The following is a 23,473-nucleotide window of genomic DNA, read 5'->3' as shown; positions in this document are numbered from 1 at the left end:
TGATGACAAAGTGATGACAATGTTTCTAAAATTATGCGCTTTAGCACCAATTTGGTGCGCTTTTCTTCCGATAGATGAAGAGTTTTAGAGCGAAGAGGAAACAGTTTATGAACAATCCGGGTTTGTTCCAAGCCAAGTGGAACCTCGGGCGATTGGCCCTGTGCAATTTACTCGCTCTGGGGCTGCTGTGTTTTTGGCTATGGCCCGCAGGCCAGATGCTTTGCGTGATATTCGACGAATGGCTGTTTCATCTACTCAACGACCCTCTGGCCAGCAACCCGACCTGGCTGCATGTCTGGGCAGTAGCGAGCCTGCGACCATTTGATGCGGTGGTCGGGGTAATACTGCTGATGCTGCTGATTCGCGGCGAATGGGTGTTCAAGGCGATTGAGGTGCGCCAGGCGTTTTTTGGTTTCCTCGCGATCCTGCTGTTACTGCTGTTTATCCGCATGCTGTTTTCCAAGCTCGCGGCGCAGATGGGCTGGCAGCACAACAGCCCCTCTATGGTGATCAGCGGGGCGATCCACATGAGCGACTACTTCCCTGACCTGGAAAAAACCTGGGAGTTGAAGGACCGCTCCAGCCAAAGCTTCCCTGGGGACCACGCTTCGGTGCTGCTGATCTGGGGGATGTTCATGAGTGTATTTGCCAAGCGGATCGGGCAAGTCGTGCTGGTCTGGGCGCTGGCGCTGCTGTTCATGATGCCGCGTCTGGTGGCCGGTGCACACTGGGGGCAAGACGACTATATCGGTGGCGTGCTGCTGGCGCTGTTGGCACTGGGCTGGGGTTATTACACGCCGTTTGCTGCGAAGGTCTCGGGTTGGCTGCTGCGCGTGACCGAACCGGTATTCGGGTTGTTGCAACGAGTACCTGTGATCAATCGCTTGAGCGTGATCCGCAACGCCTGAGCCCAGGTGCAGGAGCCTGGCCGGCTCCTGCACGTAAAGCCTCACTCATCATTGCCGCTGCCGCGAAACTTGAACAGGTCGCGGCGCTGTTTCTTGCTTGGCTTGCCGTCGGTGCTCATACCCAACGCTCCGGCCTTGCGCATGGCCGCCGCATTCTCACGCTTGGCGATACTTGCCGGCGTCTCGGTATACAGCGCCTGCGCTTCGGGAGCGCCGCGGCGGACGATGGAAAGCGCCTGCACCACCACGATCTTCTCTTCAAAGCCAACACGAATCTGCAACTCATCGCCAATGTGCGGTTCCTTGCCCGGCTTGCAGCGTTCGCCACGGCAATGCACCTTGCCGCTCTCGATGGCGGCCTTGGCCAAGGCCCGGGTCTTGTAGAAACGCGCAGCCCACAACCACTTGTCCAAACGGACTTTTTCGTCATCTTCCTGCTTTTGAGCCACTTGAATTCCTCGCTCTGAAAAATGTCGCAACTTAACCGTCGAACCCCTTCGACGCACAAACGCCAAGGCTCACCTAAGATACGCCAGGTGTCAGGCAGTTTCCCTTCAGCCATGGTTTTTTATGGCGTGAAGATATCTGTCGCCATTTGGTGAATATTCTGCGTGAATACCGCGAATTCGGCTCCAAGCGCCCGTCAACGTTCCAGGGTTGTCATAATCCGTGAGCAGTTGGACGCTAGTGTCGTTTGACGTCGAAATATTTCTGATTGCCGGTTGTTCATATTGAAGACATTTGACCATTTGACCGTTGTCGGTCTGCGTGAATGGGTGGCGCTTCCCGATCTGGGAGTGGCGGGCCTGCGCGCGAAGATCGACACCGGGGCCAGTACCTCCAGCCTGCATGCCACCGAGATCGAGCCTTTTGAGCGTGACGGTGAAAAGTGGGTGCGTTTCACGGCGCACCTGGGCAGCGTGGTGCAACTGCGTCACCGGCGTTGCGAAGCGCCGCTGGTGGCGATGAAAACCATTAAAAGCTCCAACGGCCAGGCGCAGGTGCGCTACGTCATCAGCACCACCCTGGCCCTGGGTGATCGGGTATGGCGGGTGGAGTTCACCCTGGCTTGCCGCAAAACCATGCGTTACCGCCTGTTGCTAGGTTCCAAAGCCCTGATCGACGGCCAGTTGGTGGTCAACCCGGGGCTCAAGTACGTTCAAGACAAGCCGGTGTTCCCGGTCTCTACTATTGCTGCCACAGGTGTTGCATGAAGATCGCTGTGCTGTCGCGTAACCCGCGTCTGTATTCCACCCGTCGTCTGGTCGAGGCCGGCACCGAACGGGGCCATGAGATGGTGGTGATCGATACGTTGCGCGCCTATATGAACATTGCCAGTCATAAGCCGCAGATCCACTATCGGGGCAAACCACTGGAAGGCTTCGACGCGGTGATCCCGCGCATCGGCGCCTCGGTGACCTTCTACGGCTGCGCGGTACTGCGCCAGTTTGAAATGATGGGGGTGTTTCCGCTCAACGAATCGGTGGCCATTGCTCGCTCCCGGGACAAGCTGCGCTCCCTGCAGTTGCTGTCGCGCCGCGGTATCGGCTTGCCAGTGACCGGCTTTGCCCACTCCCCCGATGACATTCCCGACCTGATCGAGATGGTCAACGGCGCTCCCCTGGTGATCAAGGTGCTGGAAGGCACCCAAGGCATTGGCGTAGTGATGTGTGAAACCGCCACGGCGGCTGAGTCGGTGATCGAGGCGTTCATGGGCCTCAAGCAGAACATCATGGTCCAGGAATACATCAAGGAAGCCGGCGGCGCGGATATCCGTTGCTTCGTGGTGGGGGACAAGGTGATTGCGGCGATGAAGCGCCAGGCCAAGCCAGGGGAGTTTCGCTCCAACCTGCACCGGGGCGGCAGCGCCAGCCTGATCAAGATCACCCCGGAAGAACGCATGACCGCCCTGCGTGCGGCCAAGGTCATGGGCTTGAGTGTGGCGGGAGTGGATATCCTGCGCTCCAACCACGGGCCACTGGTGATGGAAGTGAACTCTTCACCGGGCCTGGAAGGGATCGAAACCACCACCAACAAGGATGTGGCGGGGATCATCATTCAGCATCTGGAGAAGAACAGCGGGCCGAACATGACCCGTACCAAAGGCAAGGGCTGAGAACCCTTGTAGGATCTGGCTTGCCAGCGATGACTGACTAACATTCAACATCAATGTCGACTGTTATATCTTCGCGCAGGCAAGCCAGCTCCCTCATTTGATATTCGTAAGGGTCTAGACCGCATCTCGGGGCAACATCAGCCCCAACGGCAAGCGCACCCGCGCCTCCAACCCGCCATCGGCACGGTTGCGCAGTTCGACATTGCCGCCATGCATCGAAGCAATCCGCCGCACAATCGCCAACCCCAACCCGGTACCCTTGCCACCACGGGCACGGTCGCCACGGGTGAAGGGGTTGAAGATGCCCTCCAGTTCCGCCGGATCGATCCCTGCGCCACGGTCCATGACACTCAACACCACATAAGGCGCGTTGGTATCACCCGACACATAGGCGGCGACTTCCACCTCAGTCCCCGCGTGGTGCAGGGCATTACCGATCAGGTTGTTCAGCAGGCGCTTCATCGAGACCCGACGCAAGGCAAAGGGCTGGATCGGCTCCAGGCGCATGCGCACCTGCTCGCCGTTCTGGTTATAGGGCGCCACGACCTCGCGTACCAGGTCGGTCAGGTCGACTTCCTCTACCACCTCATCGCGACCATCGCGGATAAACGCCAGGAACTGGTCGAGAATCGCATCCATATCTTCGATGTCGCGGACCATGTCATCGGTAAGATCGGTGTGGTTGCCCATCAACTCCAGGGACAGGCGCAAACGTGTCAGCGGCGTGCGCAGGTCATGGGAAACCCCGGCCAGCATCAGCTCGCGTTCACGCCCGGCCTGTTCGACATCTTCGGCCATTTGATTGAACGCGCTGTACACCTCGGTCATTTCGCTGGGCGTGTCGCTGATTGGCAGGCGCACACTGCGACCTTGCCCCAGTTGCCTGGCAGCAAACACCAGGCGCTTGAGCGGCTGGTTGAGTTGGCGCACGAAAATCCAGGCCGACGCGGTGGAAAGCAGGCCAATGGCCAGGAACCAGCCGAGTACGTTCCAGATTTTCTGCCCCCGTAGCGGATGGGGATACAGTGGCACTTTCAGCCATCCATCCCCCAGGCTAGGGGCTCGAACCCACAGGGCTGGCGAAACATGCATCCGTAGCCGCACCTCAGTGTCCTCGCCCAGTTCGGCCTGCATCTGGCGCTGGTAGATCTCGCTATAGGGCCAATGCTGCTCGCCCTCGGGAACACCCGCGCCCACCACGCGAGTCAAGGTCGCCGCCTTGGCGATTTTTTCACGGTTCTCCGGGTCGGCAGCCCAATAGGCACGCAATGTCAGCGCCACACCGTGGCTGTACTGTCGATCCACCAGCACGTCTTCGTTCATCAGCAGGTAAACGAGGGTCAGGGCCTTGGAAAACAGAACGACGATCAGCACCAGCCAAAGGGTGCGGGAGAAGAAACTCTGGGGGAACCACAGCGGGGTTTTCATAGAAGACAGCTAGACACCTGGCAAGAGCGAGCACGGCTCGCAGAATTGCAGACGCCGGGCATCCGGCCGACCCATTGGGATCGAACTCCGGAGTACCCGCCTGTGCAAATCATCGGTTACTTGGTTGCTGTGCCATCCGGCACAAACACGTAACCCACGCCCCACACTGTCTGGATATAACGCGGCTTGGACGGATCCGGCTCGATCATCCGGCGCAGACGGGAGATCTGCACATCGATGGAGCGCTCCAGGGCATCCCACTCGCGCCCCCGGGCCAGGTTCATCAGCTTGTCACGGGTCAGCGGTTGGCGAGCGTTCATCACCAGCGCCTTGAGCACCGCGAATTCACCGGTGGTGAGCATATGGACTTCTTCGCCACGCTTGAGCTCACGGGTCGCCAGCGACAGTTCGTAGTCACCGAAGGTCACGCTTTCGTCTTCGCTGCCTGGAGCGCCCGGGACGGGAGCCGCCTGGCGACGCAATACGGCCTTGACCCGGGCCATCAGCTCGTCGGGGTTGAACGGCTTGGCCAGGTAATCGTCGGCGCCCAGTTCCAGGCCCTTGATACGACTCAGCTCGTCGCCCTTGGCGGTCAGCATGATGATCGGGATCTGGTTGTTGCTACTGCGCAGGCGCTTGCAGGCCGTCAGGCCGTCTTCACCCGGCAACATCAGGTCGAGTACGACCAGATTGAAGACTTCACGCCCCAGCAGGCGGTCCATCTGCTCGGTGTTTGGCACCGCGCGGGCACGGTAGCCCTTGGAGGTGAAGAAACGCTCCAGCAGGCTGCTCAGCCCCGGATCGTCATCAACGATGAGAATTTTTTCGCCTTCAGCAGTTTGTGCAGTGCTGCTCATTGGATGCTCCTCTTATCTGGCGCGCATTATGGCTTAGCTGCCGTTATACGCACGGTACGCATTGTTAGCAGATTTTTCTCCAACCACCAGTGCACGTGCCCCCTGGCGCAATCCCCCCAAGAAGGGAACGCTGGTTATAATGCCGCGCCTCAGTGTCCGGCCATGCCATGGCCGGCCTGGTGTTTTTTCATCTGCTTGTCGTGACTTTTTCGATTTCGAGGGTCAATAGGCTGCCTCTTGACCCAGGCAGCGGCGCCAGTCGGGCCGCTCAACCAGCCGCGCACGGCCTTGTTTTCCGGGCCTGCGAACTGCTTTCAAGAATTTCAGGTGGTTTTATGGACAGCATCAACAGCCGCATCGCCGAGGAACTCGGTGTACGCCCACAACAGGTCGAAGCGGCCGTCGCTCTACTGGATGAAGGCTCCACGGTGCCCTTCATCGCCCGTTACCGTAAAGAAGTGACCGGCAGCCTCGATGACATCCAGCTGCGGCATCTGGAAGAACGCCTGCGCTACCTGCGAGAACTCGACGAACGGCGTATCAGCATCCTCGCCAGCATCCAGGAGCAGGGCAAGCTGACCCCGCAACTTGAACGCGATATCAAGCTCGCCGACACCAAGACCCGCCTCGAAGACCTGTACCTGCCGTACAAGCAGAAGCGCCGCACCAAGGGCCAGATCGCCCTGGAAGCCGGCCTTGGCGAGCTGGCCGACGGCCTGTTCAACGACCCGTCCCTGGCCCCGGAAGCCGAAGCTGCGCGCTTTGTCGATGCTGAAAAAGGCATCGCCGACGTCAAGGCTGCCCTCGAAGGCGCCAAGTACATCCTCATGGAGCGTTTCGCCGAGGATGCCAACCTGCTGGAAAAATTGCGTAACTACCTGAAACAGGAAGCCACCCTCAGCGCCCGCGTCATCGCCGGCAAAGAGGAAGAAGGCGCCAAGTTCCGCGATTACTTCGAACACGACGAACCGCTGAAAAGCATGCCGTCCCACCGCGCACTCGCCATTTTCCGTGGTCGCAACGAAGGCATTCTCAGCTCCGCATTGAAAGTCGGCGACGAACTGCCGGGCACCATGCACCCGTGCGAAGGCATGATCGGCCAACAATTCGGCATCCAGAATCAGAATCGTCCTGCGGACAAGTGGCTCAGTGAAGTCGTGCGCTGGACCTGGAAGGTCAAGCTCTACACCCACCTGGAAACCGACCTGCTGGGCGAATTGCGCGACGGCGCCGAAACCGAAGCGATCAACGTGTTCGCCCACAACCTGCATGACCTGCTGCTGGCAGCGCCAGCCGGCCCGCGCGCGACCCTGGGCCTGGACCCGGGCCTGCGCACCGGTTGCAAGGTCGCCGTGGTCGACGCCACCGGCAAGCTGCTGGACCACGCCACCGTGTACCCACACGTGCCCCACAACAAGTGGGACCAGACCATCGCCATCCTGGCCGCCCTGTGTGCCAAGCACGCGGTAGACCTGATCGCCATCGGCAACGGCACCGCCAGCCGCGAAACCGATAAGCTGGCCCTGGAGCTGATCAAAAAATACCCAGGCATGAAAATGACCAAGGTCATGGTCTCCGAGGCTGGCGCTTCGGTGTACTCGGCGTCGGAACTGGCCTCCAAGGAATTCCCCGACCTCGATGTGTCGATCCGTGGTGCCGTATCCATCGCCCGCCGCCTGCAGGATCCCCTGGCCGAGCTGGTGAAGATCGACCCCAAATCCATCGGCGTCGGCCAGTACCAGCACGATGTGTCGCAGCTCAAACTGGCGCGCGGCCTGGATGCGGTGGTGGAGGACTGTGTGAACAAGGTCGGCGTCGACGTAAACACCGCCTCGGTCGCCTTGCTCGCACGGATTTCCGGCCTCAACGCCACCCTGGCGCAGAATATCGTCAACCATCGTGACGAAAACGGCGCGTTCAAGACCCGTGCAGCGCTGAAAAAAGTCGCACGCCTTGGCGAAAAAACCTTCGAACAAGCCGCCGGTTTCCTGCGCGTCATGAATGGCGACAACCCGCTGGACTCCTCGGCCGTCCACCCGGAAGCCTATCCGCTGGTAAAACGCATTGCCGCCGAGACCGACCGCGATATCCGCTCGCTGATCGGCGACGCCGCGTTCCTCAAGCGTCTGGATCCGAAGAAGTACACCGACGAAACCTTCGGCGTGCCGACCATCACCGACATCCTGCAAGAGCTTGAAAAACCAGGCCGCGACCCGCGCCCCGAGTTCAAGACCGCCGAGTTCCAGGAAGGCGTCGAAGACCTCAAGGACCTGCAACTGGGGATGATCCTCGAAGGCGTGGTGACCAACGTGACCAACTTCGGCGCATTTGTGGACATCGGCGTGCATCAAGACGGTTTGGTGCACATTTCTGCGCTTTCGGAGAAGTTCATCAAGGACCCGCGCGAGGCAGTGAAGGCCGGTGACGTGGTCAAGGTCAAGGTCATGGAAGTCGATATCCCACGCAAACGCGTGGGCCTGTCGATGCGCATGAGCGATACCCCCGGCGAGAAAATCGATGGCGCCCGTGGCGCACGTCCGGGTTCGGCACCGCGCCAGTCGCAGAACCGCTCGGAAAACAGCGCACCACGCAAGGAAACCGCCACCGCAGCCCCGGCAAACAATGCCATGGCTTCGCTGTTCGCCAACGCCAAGCAACTGAAGAAACGCTGATGGATCTGCCCGCCGGCCAGACCCACAGCGCCTTCAGCGAACTGCTCGGCTGCCGCCTGCAACGCCTGGACCAGGGCGTTGCCGAGGTGGCCCTGAGCCTGGAGCCACACCTGCGCAACCGCGCAGGCAAGCTCCATGGCGGGGCGATTTTCAGCCTGGTGGACATTGCCATGGGGCTGGCCTGCTCCAGCGCCCATGGCTTTGACCAACAAAGCGCGACCATCGAGTGCAAAATCAACTACATCCGCGCCGTGTCCGACGGCGACGTGCTGTGTACCGCCCGGGTCATCCACCCCGGCCGGCGCACGCTGGTGGTCGAGGCCGAGGTGTATCAGGAGCAAAAACTCGTCGCAAAAGCACAAGGCACCTTCGCTGTCCTATAGCTCCCTGTGATCAATTTGGGTTAATTTCGGCGCTGCGAAAACAGCGTCGGAATTTTCTTCCTGCGTAATAGCCTAATTCAGGGAATGAAGTCGGCACTTTCAGAGCAGGTTATTCCAGCTCGAAAACCAGGCGATAACGCCAGTTTTAACTTCACCCTTGTAGACCGTCTTGCCCACCCCCATATTGGGGCGACTGACGCGTGAAGGAATCCAACTTGAGCGAACTTCTCAACCGCCGCCTGGCTCTGCTCGGCAAGCGCGAACACCTCTCTTTGCTTGAGCACTGCCTGCACGGCATCGAGCGTGAATGCCTGCGTGTCACCGGCGAAGGTCGCCTGGCTCAAACGCCGCATCCAGAGGCCCTGGGCGCCGCATTGACCCATGAATCGATCACCACCGACTATTCCGAGTCGCTGCTGGAGTTCATCACGCCGGCACTGCCAAACCCGGCAGACACCCTGCGCAGCCTCGACCGAATTCACCGTTTTGCCTACAGCAAGCTCGGCAACGAGTACCTGTGGAGTCCGTCGATGCCGTGCCCGTTGCCGGCCGAGGAAGATATTCCGATTGCCTACTACGGCACCTCCAACATCGGACAGCTCAAGTACGTGTATCGCAAGGGCCTGGCCCTGCGCTACGGCAAGACCATGCAGTGCATCGCCGGGATCCACTACAACTTCTCCCTGCCGGAAGAGCTGTGGCCGCTGCTCAAGGAAACCGAAGGCTTCGTGGGCACCGACCGTGACTACCAGTCCACGGCCTATATCGCCCTGATCCGTAACTTCCGCCGCTACAGCTGGCTGCTGATGTACCTGTTCGGTGCCTCGCCGGCCCTGGATGCAGGCTTTTTGCGCGGGCGCTCCCATCAGCTTGAACAGTTCGATGCCGACACCCTCTACCTGCCGTATGCCACCAGCCTGCGCATGAGCGACCTGGGCTACCAAAGCAACGCCCAGGCCGGCCTTACTCCTTGCTACAACGATCTGGCCAGCTACACCGACAGCCTGCGTGAAGCGGTGGCAACGCCCTACGCGCCTTACGTCGAAGTCGGCACCCATAAGGATGGTGAGTGGGTGCAACTCAACACCAACATCCTGCAGATCGAAAACGAGTACTACTCCAACATCCGCCCCAAGCGCGTGACCTACACCGGCGAACGGCCGATCCAGGCGCTGATGGCCCGTGGCATCCAGTACATCGAAGTGCGCTGCCTGGACATCAACCCGTTCCTGCCGATGGGTATCGATTTGCCAGAGTCGCGCTTCCTCGATGCGTTCCTGCTGTACTGCGCGCTGAATGACAGCCCGTTGTTCGAAAACAACGAGTGCGGGAATGCCACCTCGAACTTCCTCAGCGTGGTCAAGGAAGGCCGGCGCCCGGGTCTGCAATTGCAGCGTCGCGGGCAACCCGTGGAAATGAAGGCATGGGCCGCCGAACTGCTGGAGAAAATCGCCCCGCTGGCTGCACTGCTGGACCAGAGCCATGGCATCAATGAGCACAGCCAGGCGCTGGATGCCCAGTTGGCGAAGATTCAGGACCCGTCCCTGACCCCGTCGGCCCAGGTGTTGGCGGCGATGCAGGAGCGCAAGGAAAGCTTTGCGCAGTTCTCCCTGCGCCAGAGCGAAGTGCATGCCGAGTACTTCCGCAGCGAGCCGTTGCCGGCGGACGAACAAGCACGCTTTGAAGAGCTGGCCCGCAGTTCCCTGGCACAACAGGCGGAGCTTGAGCAGAACGAAGTGGGCGATTTCGATGTGTTTGTCGGGTCTTACCAGGCCAGCATCCTGGCGATCAGCAACTGACACCTGGCTCGGATCCCGTGTGGGAGCGGGCTTGCTCGCGAAAGCGGTGTATCAGTCAGCACTTATATTGACTGACACACCGCTTTCGCGAGCAAGCCCGCTCCCACATTTGTCCTAAGCGTCTTCAAAGTTCTCCTCATAAGCTAATTCGAAAATGTTATTTATTTTCGGATTCTTAGATCATTTAGTCTCCTCCCACGCCGACCCTCGGCCGCCTGATGAGGAGCTACACCATGAAACTGCCTTCCCCTTTGCGCCTCTTGGCGGCTATATCCCTGGCCGGCGCGAGCCTGTTTGCCCAGGCGGCCGACGTGACCATCGCCTACCAGACCACCGTTGACCCGGCCAAAGTCGCCCAGGCCGACGGCGCTTATGAAAAAGCCACCAACGCCAAGATCGACTGGCGCAAATTCGACAATGGCGCCGATATCATCGCCGCCATCGCGTCCGGCGACGTGCAGATCGGCTACCTCGGTTCCAGCCCGCTGACCGCCGCCATCACCCGCAAAGTCCCGGTGCAGACCTTCCTCGTCGCGACCCAGATCGGTGGCGCCGAAGCCCTGGTGGCGCGCAACGGTTCCGGGATCAACAGCCCCCAGGACCTGATCGGCAAGAAAATCGCCGTGCCGTTCGTGTCCACCGGCCACTACAGCCTGCTGGCCGCGCTCAAACACTGGAACATCGATCCCGCGAAAGTCACCGTGCTCAACCTCGCCCCGCCGGCCATCATTGCGGCGTGGAAGCGTGGCGATATCGACGCTACTTATGTCTGGGACCCGGCCCTGGGCGTGGCCAAGGAAAACGGCAAAGTGCTGATCACCTCCGGCGAACTGGCCAAGTTCGGCGCGCCGACCTTCGATGCCTGGATCGTGCGTAAGGACTTTGCCGAGAAGCACCCGGAAATCGTCAGCGCCTTCGCCAAAGTCACCCTCGATGCCTACGCCCAATATCGCAAAGACCCACAAGCCTGGCTGGCCGACAAGGGCAACGTCGACAAACTGGTGAAGCTCTCCGGCGCCAAGGCCAGCGACATTCCGTTGCTGCTGCAAGGCAACGTCTACCCGCTGGCCGCCGACCAAGTGACGCTGCTTGGCGCCCCCACCACCAAGGCTGTAACCGACACCGCCGCGTTCCTCAAGGAACAAGGCAAGGTCGAGGCCGTGCTGCCGGACTACGCCCCTTACGTCAGCGCCAAGTTCATCACCAACTGATCGGGAGTTCACCGCGATGGCCTTGCTACAGCTGGAGCGCATCAGCGCACAGTACCCCGGCGCAACCACGCCCGTGCTGGCGGATATTTCCCTGACCCTTGGGCCCCAGCAATTGCTGGTAGCCCTCGGCCCTTCCGGCAGTGGCAAGACTTCGCTGTTGAACCTGATTGCCGGTTTCGTCGAACCCAGCGCCGGGCGCATCACCCTCGACGGCGTACCCGTCAAAGGCCCGAGTGCCGAACGTGGCGTGGTGTTCCAGGACGACGCCCTGCTGCCCTGGCAGGATGTGCTGGCCAATGTCGGCTTCGGCCTGGAACTGGCCGGCGTGCCCAAGGCCCAACGGCAAGTCCGCGCCCGTGAAATGCTCGCGCTGGTGGACCTGGCGGGTTTTGACAGCCGGCGCATCTGGCAACTGTCCGGTGGGCAGAAACAACGCGTGGGCCTGGCCCGCGCCCTGGCCGCCGACCCGCGGGTATTGCTGATGGACGAACCCTTCGGCGCCCTCGATGCCTTCACCCGTGAACAGATGCAAGAGCTGCTGCTGCAAGTCTGGCAGCGCACGGCCAAGCCGGTGTTCCTGATCACCCACGACATCGAAGAAGCGGTATTTCTCGCCACCGACCTGATTCTGCTGGCCCCCAACCCCGGGCAAATCGTCGAGCGCCTGAGCCTGGATTTCGGCCAGCGTTACGCTGCCGGCGAATCGGCGCGCGCGATCAAGTCCGACCCACGGTTTATCGAAACCCGCGAGCACGTGCTGGGCAAAGTGTTCTCGCAACGGCAGGTGTACGCATGAGCAGTTATGAAATCCCGGCCACTGCCGTCAGCCAAGCCAGCCCACCGCTGCGTCGCACGTTGAGCACGCGCTGGATCAGTGTGCTGACGCTGGTTGCGCTGCTGGCGCTGTGGTGGGCCGTGACCGCCAGCGGGCTGATCGAGCCGCTGTTCCTGCCGCCGCCGGCGGCCGTATTGCAAAAAGGCTGGCTGCTGGCAACCAGCGGCTACATGGACTCCACCCTCTGGCAGCATCTGGGCGCCAGCCTGGGTCGCATTGGCCTGGGCCTGGGCTTTGCGGTGCTGACCGCCGTGCCGGTCGGCATTGCCATCGGCGCCAACCGTATCGCCCGTGGCATTCTCGACCCGCTGATCGAGTTCTACCGCCCGATTCCACCGCTGGCCTACCTGCCGCTGATCGTGATCTGGTGCGGCATTGGCGAGCTGTCCAAAGTGTTGCTGATCTACCTGGCGATCTTCGCGCCAATTGCCATCGCTACCGCCACCGGCGTACGCACCGTAGACCCGGCCAAATTGCGCGCAGCGCAGTCCCTGGGCGCGACGCGGGCGCAGTTGATCCGCCATGTGATTCTGCCCAGCGCCCTGCCCGACATTCTCACCGGCGTGCGCATCGGCCTGGGCGTGGGCTGGTCGACCCTGGTCGCCGCCGAACTGATCGCCGCCACCAGCGGCCTGGGGTTCATGGTGCAGTCAGCGGCGCAGTTTTTGGTCACCGATGTGGTGGTGCTGGGCATCCTGGTCATCGCCCTGATTGCCTTCGCCATGGAAATGGGCCTGCGTGCCCTGCAGCGCAAGCTGGTGCCATGGCATGGCCAAGCCCACTGAATAACAACAGCACTGACTACGCCGGCATCTCGGCGCCCGACATTTGCGAGAAGAGCATGAGCCGCCTGACCGTTACCCCCTTAAGCAGCGCCCTGGGCGCCCAGATCAGTGGCGTCGATATTGCCCAGCCGCTGAACCTCGAACAGCGCGACGCCATCGAGCAGGCGCTGCTCCAGCATTCGGTGCTGTTCTTTCGCGACCAGCCGATCACCCCGCAACAGCAAGCGCGCTTCGCGGCGAATTTCGGTGACCTGCACATTCACCCGATCTACCCCAACGTGCCGGAACAACCCGAAGTGCTGATCCTCGACACCGCCGTCACCGACGTGCGCGACAACGCCATCTGGCACACCGACGTGACCTTCCTGCCCACGCCAGCCATGGGCGCCGTGCTCAGCGCCAAGCAGCTGCCGGCCTTTGGCGGTGACACCTTGTGGGCCAGCGGCATCGCGGCCTTTGAGGCGTTATCGGAACCGATGAAGGGCTTTTTGACCGGCCTGACGGCGACCCACGACTTCACTCGCTCGTTCCCTCTGGAGCGTTACGGCAACACCGCCCAAGACCTGGCTCGCTGGGAAGAAGCACGCAGGAAAAACCCGCCACTGTCGCACCCGGTGATTCGCACGCACCCGGTCAGCGGGCGCAAATCGCTGTTTGTCAGCGACGGCTTCACCAGCAAGATCAACGAACTGGAACCGGCCGAAAGCGAGGTCATCCTCAAACTGCTGTTCGCCCACGCCACTCGCCCGGAATTCACTATCCGCTGGCGCTGGCAAGCCAACGACGTGGCCTTCTGGGACAACCGCGTCACCCAGCACTACGCCGTGGACGACTACCGGCCACAACGACGGGTGATGCATCGGGCAACAATCCTGGGTGACGTGCCCTTCTAACAGGCCCTTGTAGGGGCGAGCTTGCTCGCGAAAAACCCAAGGACGCTGCGGGGCATCAGATGCCCCGCGTTTTCGTTGCCGATCTTCACGAGCAAGCTCGCGCCTACAGTTTGTTCAGCGCACCAGATGCAGGAACTGCAGATGCCGCTCGTACTGGTCGAGGATGTCGTTGATGATCTGCTCCTTGGTGTAGCCCACCAAGTCGTAGTCCTGGCTACCCTCGCTCAGGTGTACTTCCGCGCGGTAGTAGCGACGGTTGTTCATCTCTTTGGAGCCCATGCCACCACGGGCAAAGGACGGCGTGAAGTAGCCGCGCATCTGCACCTGGTAGACAAACGGATGCTCTTCGCCGTGGCCGATTTCCAGGCTGACGCTGTCGTTGGACGGGTCGGGCTGGGTGACGACGTTCAGGCCCTTCTCGACAAACACCGCCGTCACTTCCTCAATGGCCGGGCGTACTGTGGTTTCGAGGAAGCGGTAGACCTCGTCCCGTGAAGGGAAGTGCACCGCCTGGCTCAAGCGCTGGCGCCAGCCGCCACGGCCCTTGCGGGATGCCGATACCGGGGCCAGGGAGTGCAGTTGGGCAATCTGCTTCTGGGATTCGAGGTAGAACGCCTTGTGCAGCCCCCACATCATCAACAGCAGGATCAACGAGAATGGCAGCGAGGTCAGTACGACTGCGGACTTGAGCGAGTCTATGCTGCCGGCAAACAGCAAGGCGCTGGTCACCAGCGCGGTCATCGCGCCCCAGAACACCCGCAGCCACTTGGGCCCGTCTTCATCGGCGTTGCCACCCTTGGACGACAGGGTCGACAGCACCACGGTGCCGGAGTCGGCCGAAGTGACAAAGAACACAAAGCTGATAAACACCGTGACGGCGATCACGGTCTTGCTCCACGGGTAGGTTTCCAGCAGCAGGTACAGGCTCATCGAGGGGTCGTCGATGGCCGACTGACCCAGGGCGACCATGCCGTGGTTGAGCACCTGGTCAATGGCGCTGTTGCCGAAGATCGACATCCACGCCAGGGTGAAGCCCAGCGGGATCAGCAGCACGCCGAAGACGAACTCGCGGATGGTGCGGCCACGGGAAATCCGTGCGATGAACAGGCCCACGAACGGCGACCACGCGATCCACCAGGCCCAGTAGAACACGGTCCAACCGCCGAGCCAGTCGCTGGGCTTGTCGTAGGCGTACACATCAAAACTCTTGCTCGGCAATGCGCCGAGGTAGTCACCGATGTTCTGGATCAGGGTGTTGAGCAAATGCTGGGTGGGCCCGGCGAACAGCACAAACAGCAGCAGCGCACAGGCCAGCAGCATGTTGATGTCGGACATGACGCGCACACCCTTGTCGACGCCGGCCACCGCGACCAGGATCGCCGCGCCCATCATCAGGGTAATCAGGCCGACCTGAATCCATTGGGTGTGGGCGATGCCGAACAGGTAGTCCAGGCCCGAGTTGAGGTGCAGCACCCCAAAGCCCATATCGGCGCCCAGGCCGAACACCGTGGCGATAATGCCGAAGCCATCCACTGCATAGCCAATGGGGCCGTTGATGCGCTTGCCGATCAGCGGGTACAGCGCCGAACGCAAGGCCAGCGGCAGGTTATGCCGGTAAGCGAAGTACGCCAGGGCCATGCCGACAAACGCAAATACGCCCCAGCCGTGCAGGCCCCAATGCAGGAACAGCACCTGCATGGCCTGGCGCGCCGCATCGGCATTCAAGGCCTCGCCCTGGGGCGGTTGCACCAGGTGGGTCAAGGGCTCCGAGACGCAGAAGAAAAACAGCGTGATGCTGATCCCGGCGGCAAACAGCATGCCGGCCCAGGACAAATAACTGAATTCGGGCTCGTCGTGGTCGGCACCGAGTTTGATCTTGCCGTAGCCAGACAACGCGGTGACCACCACGAAGACCAGATACAGGGTCATCGCCAGCATGTAGTACCAGCCGACCGTATTGGCCGCCCAGTTTTGCGCGGCCAGCAACCAGGCGCCGGCCTGTTCGGGGATCGCGATGACGGTGAGGCCAAACAGCAGGATGAAGCTCGCGGCGAAGTAAAACACCGGCGCATTCATGCGCACCAGGCCGCTTGGAGGGGCAGACGATGCACTCATGAACGGTGCACCTCGAGGGTGTTGGATGTGGCTGTATAAAACGGACTCAGCAAAGGTAAGCCTCCTGTTGTGAGCGGGCAGCGAACCACCGGTTTAACTTGAACGAACGTTCAAGTTAAACATGAATAGGCGGTCTGGGACTAATCGCAAGGCTGAGTGGTAGGTAATTCCTACACTAGCTCAAGGAAGGGTATGACGGGCGAGAAAGGCAAAACGTTCAGCGATTGCTGGTTGAATTTGGAATACAGGCAAAAAATGTGGGAGCGGGCTTGCTCGCTCCCACATTAGATCGTCGCTACTTCAACACTACTTCTGCGTCCCATCATCATGCTGCAAATTCGCCTGTGTGATGTTCGCCCCCGCCGGCACGCTGCGGGTCAGCCACACATTGCCGCCAATGGTCGAGCCCTTGCCGATGGTGATCCGCCCCAGGATCGTCGCCCCGGCATAGATCACCACATCGTCCTCCACAATCGGGTGGCGCGGATGGCCCTTCTGCAACTGCCCATCCTCATCCGCCGGGAAACGCTTGGCGCCCAGGGTTACCGCCTGGTAGATACGCACTCGCTCGCCAATGATCGCCGTCTCGCCAATCACCACACCCGTACCGTGGTCGATAAAGAAGCTCGGGCCGATCTGCGCGCCAGGGTGGATATCGATGCCGGTGGCCGAGTGGGCGATTTCCGCGCTGATCCGCGCCAGCAGAGGCAGCCCGGCGCGATACAAATGGTGGGCCAGGCGATGGTGGATCACCGCCAGGATCCCCGGGTAGCACAGCAACACCTCATCCACACTGCGCGCGGCCGGGTCGCCGTGATAGGCAGCCAGCACATCGGTGTCCAACAGGCTGCGCAACGCCGGCAAGGCCAGGGCAAAGTCCTGGATCAGGCGAATGGCCAATGCATCGACTTCAGTATCGGCATGGCCGCCTTGGCGCGCGGCATAGCGCAACTCCAGGCGGGCCTGGGCGAGCAAGGCATTGAGCGCCACATCGAGGGTATGGCCGACGTAAAAGTCCTCGCTCTCCTCGCGCAAATCCACCGGCCCCAGGCGCATGGGGAACAGTGCGCCACACAACGCCTCGAGAATCTGCGCCACCGCATCACGGGAAGGTAATTCGCGACCGCCCTGCTCGCCGCTGACCCGCCCGTTGCGCGTGCGCCACTGGTCCCGGGCACCGCGCAACTGGCTGACGATGGTCTGTAATTGCCAATGACTGGAACGCTCGCTCACGGTATTCACTCCTGACGTAATGGCCATCACTTTACGGTATGCAACCGGGCCGCCCTTAAGAACCAATGGTGCAATGCTAATAACCGCAGAGCATAAGCAACTGGCAGTTGCCCGCGCAAAAAGCCCTGCCTATAGTCCTTCCCATCTCCTCTTACCCGTGCGTGACCATGATCAAACAACAGCTCGACCGTTTTAATCGTCTGGAACTGCTGGGTGGCGCCACCGCCCTGGAAAAACTCGAACGACTGTCGACCTGGCTGGGCCGTGATATCTACATCAAGCGCGACGACACCACGCCGCTGGCCATGGGCGGCAACAAACTGCGCAAGCTCGAATACCTCGCCGCCGATGCCCTGGCCCAGGGCGCCGATACGCTGATCACCGCCGGTGCGATCCAGTCCAACCATGTGCGCCAGACCGCCGCCCTGGCGGCCAAGCTGGGCCTGGGCTGTGTCGCCCTGCTGGAAAACCCCACAGGCACCGACGACCCCAACTACCTGGGCAATGGCAACCGCTTGTTGGTAGAGCTGTTCGACGCCAAGGTCGAACTCGTCGAAAACCTGGACAACGCCGACGAGCAACTCCATGCCCTGGCCGAGCGCCTGCGCAGCAATGGCAAAAATCCCTATCTGGTGCCGATCGGCGGCTCCAACGCCCTGGGCGCCCTGGGCTATGTGCGCGCCGGGCTGGAACTGGCCGCGCAGATTGACGCCAGCGGCCTGCAATTCGCGGCGGTGGTCCTGGCATCCGGCAGCGCCGGCACCCACAGCGGCCTGGCCCTGGCATTGAGCGAGGTGCAGCCGGACTTGCCGGTGATTGGTGTCACCGTATCGCGCACCGACGAAGCGCAACGGCCCAAGGTCCAGGGCCTGGGCGAGCGCACGGCGCAGTTGCTGGGAGTGGAGGTACCCGACGCGTTCAAGGTGATCCTGTGGGACGAATACTTCGCCCCGCGCTACGGCGAACCCAACGCCGGCACCCTGGCGGCAATCAAGCTGCTGGCGAGCCAGGAAGGCCTGCTGCTCGACCCGGTCTACACCGGCAAGGCCATGGCCGGGTTGCTGGACGGCATCGGACGCGGGGCGTTCGAAGACGGGCCGATCATCTTCCTGCACACCGGCGGGGCGCCGGCGTTGTTTGCCTATGACTCATTGTTCTGACGGGAGGCATGCCTACTAAATGTGGGAGCGGGCTTGCTCGCGAACGCGGTGTATCAGTCAAACTATCCATCAATGACCCACCGCATTCGCGAGCAAGCCCGCTTCCACAATTGATTTTTCATCGAATTCATATTCCTTAATAGAATATAAAACTAAATTTATATTATTTTTAACGCTTTAAACCTCGCCCTATAGTCGCGCTCCCACACACCGCGTTTTTAGGGCAGGATACGACCACTGCGTCACCTGCTTCGCACACCACAAAAAACACAGGGGCTTGTCATGACTATTTCTGTATTGCGTCGCACATTGCTGGTTGGCACATTGGGCCTGGCCCTTGGCGCCGGGTTGCTGGGCCAGGCGGTTGCCGGCGAGCAACTGGGCAAGATCAAGAAGGCCGGCGAGATCAAGATCGGCCTGGAAGGCACCTACCCACCGTTCAGCTTCGTTGATGAAAGCGGCAAGCTCAGCGGCTTTGAAGTCGAGCTGTCCGAAGCCCTGGCCAAGGAGCTGGGCGTCAAGGTCAAGCTGCAAGCCACACCGTGGGACGGCATCCTCGCCGCACTGGAATCCAAGCGCCTCGACGCCGTGGTCAACCAGGTGACGATCTCCGAAGAGCGCCAGAAAAAGTACGATTTCTCCAAGCCCTACACCGTCTCCGGGATCCAGGCCCTGACCCTGGCGAAAAACGTCGACACCATCAAGACCGCCGATGACCTGGCCGGCAAGAAAGTCGGGGTAGGCCTGGGCACCAACTACGAACAATGGCTCAAGGACAACCAACCCAAAGCCATCATCAAGACCTATAACGACGACCCGACCAAGTTCCAGGACCTGCGCATCGGCCGTATCGACGCGATTCTGATCGACCGCCTGGCGGCCCTGGAATATGCGAAGAAAGCCACGGACACCGCCGCTGCCGGTGAAGCCTTCTCCCGCCAGGAAGCCGGGATTGCCCTGCGCAAAGGCGAGCCTGAGCTGCTTGAAGCGGTCAACCAGGCCCTCGACAAACTGCGCGCCGACGGCACCTTGAAGAAGCTGTCCGAGAAATACTTCAACGCTGACGTCACTCAATAATGGAAGCAGGTTTCCAACTCGCGCTCGACTCCGCGCCCTTTCTGCTCAAGGGCGCGTACTACACGGTGATCCTCAGCCTCGGCGGGATGTTTTTCGGTTTGCTGCTGGGCTTCGGCCTGGCCTTGATGCGCCTGTCGCGCTTCAAGCTCTTGAGCTGGACCGCCCGGGTGTACGTCTCGTTCTTTCGCGGCACGCCGTTGCTGGTACAGCTGTTTTTGATCTACTACGGCTTGCCGCAAGTGGGGATCGAGCTGGATCCGATCCCGGCGGCGATGATCGGCTTTTCGCTGAACATGGCCGCCTACGCCTGTGAAATCCTGCGCGCCGCCATCGGCTCCATCGAACGTGGCCAGTGGGAAGCTGCCGCCAGTATTGGCATGACCCGCGCGCAAACCCTGCGCCGGGCCATCCTGCCGCAGGCCATGCGCACGGCCCTGCCGCCTTTGGGCAACAGCTTTATTTCGCTGGTCAAGGACACGGCGCTGGCCGCCACCATCCAGGTGCCCGAACTGTTCCGCCAGGCCCAACTGGTGTCTGCGCGCACCTTTGAAATTTTCACCATGTACCTGTCCGCGGCCCTGATCTACTGGGTCCTGGCAAGCATCCTGGCGCATTTTCAAAATCGCCTGGAAGACCGGGTCAACCGGCATGACCTGGAGTCTTGACGCATGATCGTGGTTGAAAAACTGACCAAACAATTCAAGGGCCAAGTGGTGCTCAACGGGATCGACCTGGAGGTCAAGGAAGGCGAAGTCGTCGCCATCATCGGCCCCAGCGGGTCTGGCAAGACGACCTTCCTGCGCTGCCTGAACTTCCTTGAAGAACCCACCAGCGGCCGGATCAAGGTCGGCGACATCCAGATCGACGGCAGCCGCCCGCTCAACCAGCAACAAAGCCTGGTGCGGCGCCTGCGCCAGCATGTGGGCTTTGTGTTCCAGAACTTCAACCTGTTCCCCACCGCACCGCGCTGGAAAACGTCATCGAAGGGCCGCTGGTGGTCAAGAAGATGCCCCGCGAAGCCGCCGACCGCCTCGGTCGTTCGCTACTGGCCAAGGTCGGCCTGGCGGGCAAGGAAGACGCCTACCCCCGGCGCCTGTCCGGTGGCCAGCAGCAACGGGTGGCTATTGCCCGGGCCTTGGCAATGGAACCGGAAGTCATCCTGTTCGATGAACCGACCTCGGCCCTCGACCCAGAGTTGGTGGGCGAAGTACTGGCGACCATCCGCAGCCTGGCCGAAGAGAACCGCACCATGGTCATCGTCACCCACGAAATGAGTTTTGCGCGGGACGTGGCCAACCGGGTGATCTTTTTCGACAAGGGCGTGATCGTCGAGCAAGGCGAAGCCAAGGCGCTGTTTGCCAACCCCAGGGAAGAACGGACCCGGCAGTTCCTCAGCAAATTCCTCACCCACTAACCCCCCACTCACTGTAGGAGCGAGCTTGCTCGCGAAAAACGCCCAGACGACACGGTTAATTTGATTCTCCGCGTTATCGTTGACGTTCTTCGCGAGCAAGCTCGCTCCTACAGGGATCGGCGCTCATCACATAGAAAAGCACCCTACCCAAACCCGCCTTTACCCCCCTCCCAGTCAGACCCATCTGAATAATCCCAAACCCGCCGTTTAGCCTTTTGCCGCCATTGACGCCCCCTGGCCAACCCTCTTATCTAAGGCCCAAAGGATTGGATCCTATCCTGGCTTTTCAAAAAAATCGTTCCTTTCGAACCCCCCTCCGGGGCTCGGAACGATCGCTGCTGGCTGCATCAAGGAGATTATTTATGAAGCACCTTCCCCCCCTGGCCATGTTCGCCGCGCCGACAGTGCCCCAGGCCCTCAAACAAGGTATCAATGCGCACGCCGCCACCCATTTGCAGGTCGATATCGCCCCCTACCCAAACATGGGCAAGGGCGACCTGATCGAGCTGTTCTGGAATAACTGCTTTGCCGCCTCCAAGCGCGTAGGCGCCGCCGATATCGGCCAGCCCAGCAGCCTGCGGGTGCCCGAGAGTTTTGTGCAAAATGGCGCCGCACGCATTCATTACCGGGTCATGCAAGTGGGGCGCGGCCCGGCGCGCTCCCTGATCACCCGCGTGCAGGTCAAGACCGCGTGCCCTGGCGGCCAGCCATCGGTGCTGTGTGGTGAAGAAAACCAGAGCCTGGCCCCGGTCGGCCTGCCGGAAACCATTCGCCGCCATGGCGTCAACCCCAGCCAGATCCGCCGGGGCGTGCCGTTGATCATCGAACCCTACCTGAACATGGCCACCGGCGATGCAATCACCCTGCGCTGGGGCGACGCGCGCCTTGACCTGCCGCCCATCCAGGCCCATGAGGTGGGCCGGCCGGTGCATGTCTGGGTGCCTTCGGCGCTGATCCTCGACGCGGGCGACGATGCACGCCAGGAGGTCACCTACTGCGTGATCGACCGTGTGGGCAACAACTCCCGCTGGGCCCCGCCACGCACCGTGAGCATCGGCCAGGCCCAGGCCCATGGCCCGGCCGGCCATCCGTCGGTGTACCAGCCACGGCGTCCTGGCTCGCCTTGCGAGCCGGGGTGACAGACCTTCTATGCATATTCCTAAAAGTTAGTTTATTTAAAAAATAAACACGCTTAGGGTATATACACCGGACCACCGGACATTCCTGATTTTTAAGCTTTCCACGGATGTGAGGTAGGTATGGTCAAAATTACCCCGGTGCACAACGCCAGGGCATTACGTGTAGCCACGCAGGGGCGCACCGATGTCTAACTTGGCGCAATCGCCCCTCCAGAGCGATCTGGATATCGCCCCGCTGCTATTGCCCGCCAAGGTGCTGCGCAACGACAGTGAAGCCCTCGCCGCCGCCCACGAGCTTGCCCAGGCTGCCCGCCTGCAAGCCGGGTTGCGCGACCGCCAGCGCAAACTGCCCTGGGCCGAACTCGAACAGTTCACCCGCAGTGGCCTGGGCAGTATTTCCATCCCCCGCGAATACGGTGGCCCGCAAGTGTCGTTCGTGACCCTGGCCGAGGTGTTCGCCATTATCAGCGCCGCCGACCCGGCCCTGGGGCAGATCCCGCAGAACCACTTCGGCATCTTGCACGTGCTGCAAGGTGCGGCCAGCCAAGAGCAGAAAAAACAGCTGTTCCAAAGCGTGCTGGATGGCTGGCGCATCGGCAACGGCGGCCCGGAACGCGGCACCAAAAACACCCTGGATTTGAAGGCGCGGATCAGCGCCGAGGGTGACGGCCTTGTCATCAACGGCCAGAAGTTCTACTCCACCGGCGCGCTGTTCGCCCATTGGGTCGCGGTCAAGGCCCTGGATGACGAAGGCCGCCAGGTCATGGCGTTTGTGCGACGGGGCACGCCGGGCCTGCGCATCGTCGATGACTGGTCGGGTTTTGGCCAACGCACCACCGCCAGCGGCACCGTGCTGCTCAACAATGTGCCGGTAGACGCCGACCTGGTGGTGCCGACCTGGCGCCTGGGGCAAACCCCGGGCATCCAGGGCGCGGTCTCGCAATTGATCCAGGCGGCCATCGACGCCGGCATCGCCCGCGGCGCCCTCGACGACACCATCAGCTTTGTGCGTGAGCGCGCACGACCCTGGATCGACGCCAAGGTCGAGCGGGCCAGTGACGACCTCTACGTGATTGCCGATATCGGCAAACTGAAAATCGAGCTGCACGCCGCCGAAGCCCTGTTGCGCAAGGCCGGCCAAGTGTTGGACCAGGTCAGCGCCGCGCCCATCACCGAGCACTCCGCCGCCCGGGCCTCGATTGCCGTGGCCCAAGCCAAGGTGCTGACCACCGAAGTCTCGTTGCTGGTCAGCGAGAAGCTCTTCGAACTGGCCGGCAGCCGCGCCACCCTCGCCGAATTCAACCTCGACCGCCACTGGCGCAATGCCCGGGTACACACCCTGCACGACCCGGTGCGCTGGAAATATCACGCGGTGGGCGCTTGGCACCTCAATGGAACATTGCCGGCCCGGCATTCCTGGATCTGACGACCAGACCTCTGGAGAAAAA

The 23,473-nt window shown here is 61.4% G+C and carries 20 protein-coding genes and 1 pseudogene; 16 read left to right on the top strand and 5 right to left on the bottom strand.

The genetic code is table 11. The annotated features are described in order from the left end of the window. Positions 1–107: 107 nt before the first annotated feature. Complete coding sequence (locus tag C5F71_RS14170) at positions 108–908, top strand: phosphatase PAP2 family protein (RefSeq protein ID WP_104911357.1); 801 nt, start codon at positions 108–110, stop codon at positions 906–908. Between the two features lie 41 nt (positions 909–949). Here C5F71_RS14170 and C5F71_RS14165 read toward each other — a convergent pair whose 3' ends face one another. Beyond that, the gene (locus C5F71_RS14165; RefSeq protein WP_104911356.1) at positions 950–1,357 is read right to left on the bottom strand and encodes an RNA-binding S4 domain-containing protein; all 408 of its coding nucleotides are present in this window, start codon (positions 1,355–1,357) and stop codon (positions 950–952) included. A gap of 348 nt (positions 1,358–1,705) precedes the next feature. Between C5F71_RS14165 and C5F71_RS14160 the strand changes: the two genes are divergently transcribed. Then, a complete protein-coding gene (locus tag C5F71_RS14160; protein ID WP_229689213.1) occupies positions 1,706–2,122 on the top strand; it encodes an ATP-dependent zinc protease in 417 nt (138 codons plus the stop codon). Beyond that, positions 2,119–3,024: a 30S ribosomal protein S6--L-glutamate ligase gene (gene rimK / locus C5F71_RS14155; protein WP_029299780.1), complete on the top strand. Its 906-nt coding sequence runs from the start codon at positions 2,119–2,121 to the stop codon at positions 3,022–3,024. The genes C5F71_RS14160 and rimK overlap by 4 nt, the downstream gene beginning before the upstream one ends. A 114-nt stretch (positions 3,025–3,138) precedes the next feature. Here the strand turns inward: rimK and C5F71_RS14150 are convergent, their stop codons facing one another. Next, positions 3,139–4,452, bottom strand: coding sequence for an ATP-binding protein (locus tag C5F71_RS14150; RefSeq protein WP_029299778.1), 1,314 nt, complete (start codon positions 4,450–4,452; stop codon positions 3,139–3,141). Positions 4,453–4,568: 116 nt separating this feature from the next. Next, positions 4,569–5,309: a two-component system response regulator OmpR gene (gene ompR / locus C5F71_RS14145; protein WP_029299776.1), complete on the bottom strand. Its 741-nt coding sequence runs from the start codon at positions 5,307–5,309 to the stop codon at positions 4,569–4,571. A gap of 335 nt (positions 5,310–5,644) precedes the next feature. On the opposite strand from ompR, the gene C5F71_RS14140 reads away from it, so the two are divergent. The 7 genes from C5F71_RS14140 to tauD all read left to right on the top strand — a co-directional run bounded on the left by C5F71_RS14140 (position 5,645) and on the right by tauD (position 13,887). Beyond that, complete coding sequence (locus tag C5F71_RS14140) at positions 5,645–7,981, top strand: Tex family protein (RefSeq protein WP_104911355.1); 2,337 nt, start codon at positions 5,645–5,647, stop codon at positions 7,979–7,981. Continuing rightward, on the top strand, positions 7,981–8,364 hold the full coding sequence (locus tag C5F71_RS14135; protein WP_092232729.1) for a PaaI family thioesterase: 384 nt from the start codon (positions 7,981–7,983) through the stop codon (positions 8,362–8,364). The genes C5F71_RS14140 and C5F71_RS14135 overlap by 1 nt, the downstream gene beginning before the upstream one ends. 215 nt (positions 8,365–8,579) lie before the next feature. Then, on the top strand, positions 8,580–10,163 hold the full coding sequence (gene gshA / locus C5F71_RS14130) for a glutamate--cysteine ligase (protein WP_070995015.1): 1,584 nt from the start codon (positions 8,580–8,582) through the stop codon (positions 10,161–10,163). Between the two features lie 233 nt (positions 10,164–10,396). After that, positions 10,397–11,374 (top strand): taurine ABC transporter substrate-binding protein, encoded by a 978-nt coding sequence (tauA, locus tag C5F71_RS14125; RefSeq protein WP_104911354.1) that lies wholly within the window; start codon positions 10,397–10,399, stop codon positions 11,372–11,374. Between the two features lie 16 nt (positions 11,375–11,390). After that, positions 11,391–12,170 (top strand): taurine ABC transporter ATP-binding subunit, encoded by a 780-nt coding sequence (gene tauB / locus C5F71_RS14120; RefSeq protein ID WP_104911353.1) that lies wholly within the window; start codon positions 11,391–11,393, stop codon positions 12,168–12,170. Beyond that, on the top strand, positions 12,167–12,994 hold the full coding sequence (gene tauC / locus C5F71_RS14115; protein ID WP_029299766.1) for a taurine ABC transporter permease TauC: 828 nt from the start codon (positions 12,167–12,169) through the stop codon (positions 12,992–12,994). The genes tauB and tauC overlap by 4 nt, the downstream gene beginning before the upstream one ends. Before the next feature lie 56 nt (positions 12,995–13,050). Next, positions 13,051–13,887, top strand: coding sequence for a taurine dioxygenase (gene tauD, locus C5F71_RS14110; RefSeq protein WP_104912621.1), 837 nt, complete (start codon positions 13,051–13,053; stop codon positions 13,885–13,887). Positions 13,888–14,001: 114 nt separating this feature from the next. Here tauD and betT read toward each other — a convergent pair whose 3' ends face one another. Both betT and epsC read right to left on the bottom strand, forming a co-directional pair. Continuing rightward, a complete protein-coding gene (gene betT, locus C5F71_RS14105) occupies positions 14,002–15,963 on the bottom strand; it encodes a choline transporter BetT (protein WP_166647830.1) in 1,962 nt (653 codons plus the stop codon). Positions 15,964–16,308: 345 nt separating this feature from the next. Further along, the gene (epsC, locus tag C5F71_RS14100) at positions 16,309–17,235 is read right to left on the bottom strand and encodes a serine O-acetyltransferase EpsC (RefSeq protein WP_104911352.1); all 927 of its coding nucleotides are present in this window, start codon (positions 17,233–17,235) and stop codon (positions 16,309–16,311) included. Positions 17,236–17,402: 167 nt separating this feature from the next. Between epsC and C5F71_RS14095 the strand changes: the two genes are divergently transcribed. From C5F71_RS14095 to C5F71_RS14070, 6 genes and pseudogenes are all read left to right on the top strand, one after another. Further along, the gene (locus C5F71_RS14095) at positions 17,403–18,395 is read left to right on the top strand and encodes a D-cysteine desulfhydrase (RefSeq protein ID WP_104911351.1); all 993 of its coding nucleotides are present in this window, start codon (positions 17,403–17,405) and stop codon (positions 18,393–18,395) included. 282 nt (positions 18,396–18,677) lie between these two features. Further along, positions 18,678–19,472, top strand: coding sequence for a cystine ABC transporter substrate-binding protein (gene tcyJ, locus C5F71_RS14090; RefSeq protein WP_029299562.1), 795 nt, complete (start codon positions 18,678–18,680; stop codon positions 19,470–19,472). Next, a complete protein-coding gene (gene tcyL / locus C5F71_RS14085) occupies positions 19,472–20,137 on the top strand; it encodes a cystine ABC transporter permease (RefSeq protein ID WP_029299561.1) in 666 nt (221 codons plus the stop codon). The genes tcyJ and tcyL overlap by 1 nt, the downstream gene beginning before the upstream one ends. A 3-nt stretch (positions 20,138–20,140) precedes the next feature. Then, a pseudogene (gene tcyN, locus C5F71_RS14080) lies at positions 20,141–20,886 on the top strand (L-cystine ABC transporter ATP-binding protein TcyN). A gap of 362 nt (positions 20,887–21,248) precedes the next feature. Then, positions 21,249–22,025: a hypothetical protein gene (locus C5F71_RS14075; protein ID WP_029299557.1), complete on the top strand. Its 777-nt coding sequence runs from the start codon at positions 21,249–21,251 to the stop codon at positions 22,023–22,025. Between the two features lie 184 nt (positions 22,026–22,209). Continuing rightward, entirely contained in the window at positions 22,210–23,451 is a 1,242-nt protein-coding gene (locus C5F71_RS14070) for an SfnB family sulfur acquisition oxidoreductase (RefSeq protein WP_104911350.1), read from the top strand. Positions 23,452–23,473: the final 22 nt, after the last annotated feature.

This window comes from Pseudomonas sp. LG1D9 (genome assembly GCF_002949995.1).
In the GTDB taxonomy this organism is placed as follows: Bacteria; Pseudomonadota; Gammaproteobacteria; order Pseudomonadales; family Pseudomonadaceae; genus Aquipseudomonas; species Aquipseudomonas proteolytica.
This window is presented reverse-complemented; position numbering and strand designations above follow the sequence as displayed.

Bases quoted from the DNA above. Each gene is read 5' to 3' on its own strand.
- C5F71_RS14170 (WP_104911357.1), top strand. From the start codon at position 108: ATGAACAATCCGGGTTTGTTCCAAGCCAAGTGGAACCTCGGGCGATTG.
- rimK (WP_029299780.1), top strand. From the start codon at position 2,119: ATGAAGATCGCTGTGCTGTCGCGTAACCCGCGTCTGTATTCCACCCGT.
- C5F71_RS14150 (WP_029299778.1), bottom strand. From the start codon at position 4,452: ATGAAAACCCCGCTGTGGTTCCCCCAGAGTTTCTTCTCCCGCACCCTT.
- ompR (WP_029299776.1), bottom strand. From the start codon at position 5,309: ATGAGCAGCACTGCACAAACTGCTGAAGGCGAAAAAATTCTCATCGTT.
- C5F71_RS14140 (WP_104911355.1), top strand. From the start codon at position 5,645: ATGGACAGCATCAACAGCCGCATCGCCGAGGAACTCGGTGTACGCCCA.
- C5F71_RS14135 (WP_092232729.1), top strand. From the start codon at position 7,981: ATGGATCTGCCCGCCGGCCAGACCCACAGCGCCTTCAGCGAACTGCTC.
- tauA (WP_104911354.1), top strand. From the start codon at position 10,397: ATGAAACTGCCTTCCCCTTTGCGCCTCTTGGCGGCTATATCCCTGGCC.
- tauB (WP_104911353.1), top strand. From the start codon at position 11,391: ATGGCCTTGCTACAGCTGGAGCGCATCAGCGCACAGTACCCCGGCGCA.
- tauC (WP_029299766.1), top strand. From the start codon at position 12,167: ATGAGCAGTTATGAAATCCCGGCCACTGCCGTCAGCCAAGCCAGCCCA.
- tauD (WP_104912621.1), top strand. From the start codon at position 13,051: ATGAGCCGCCTGACCGTTACCCCCTTAAGCAGCGCCCTGGGCGCCCAG.
- betT (WP_166647830.1), bottom strand. From the start codon at position 15,963: ATGAATGCGCCGGTGTTTTACTTCGCCGCGAGCTTCATCCTGCTGTTT.
- C5F71_RS14095 (WP_104911351.1), top strand. From the start codon at position 17,403: ATGATCAAACAACAGCTCGACCGTTTTAATCGTCTGGAACTGCTGGGT.
- tcyJ (WP_029299562.1), top strand. From the start codon at position 18,678: ATGACTATTTCTGTATTGCGTCGCACATTGCTGGTTGGCACATTGGGC.
- tcyL (WP_029299561.1), top strand. From the start codon at position 19,472: ATGGAAGCAGGTTTCCAACTCGCGCTCGACTCCGCGCCCTTTCTGCTC.
- C5F71_RS14075 (WP_029299557.1), top strand. From the start codon at position 21,249: ATGAAGCACCTTCCCCCCCTGGCCATGTTCGCCGCGCCGACAGTGCCC.
- C5F71_RS14070 (WP_104911350.1), top strand. From the start codon at position 22,210: ATGTCTAACTTGGCGCAATCGCCCCTCCAGAGCGATCTGGATATCGCC.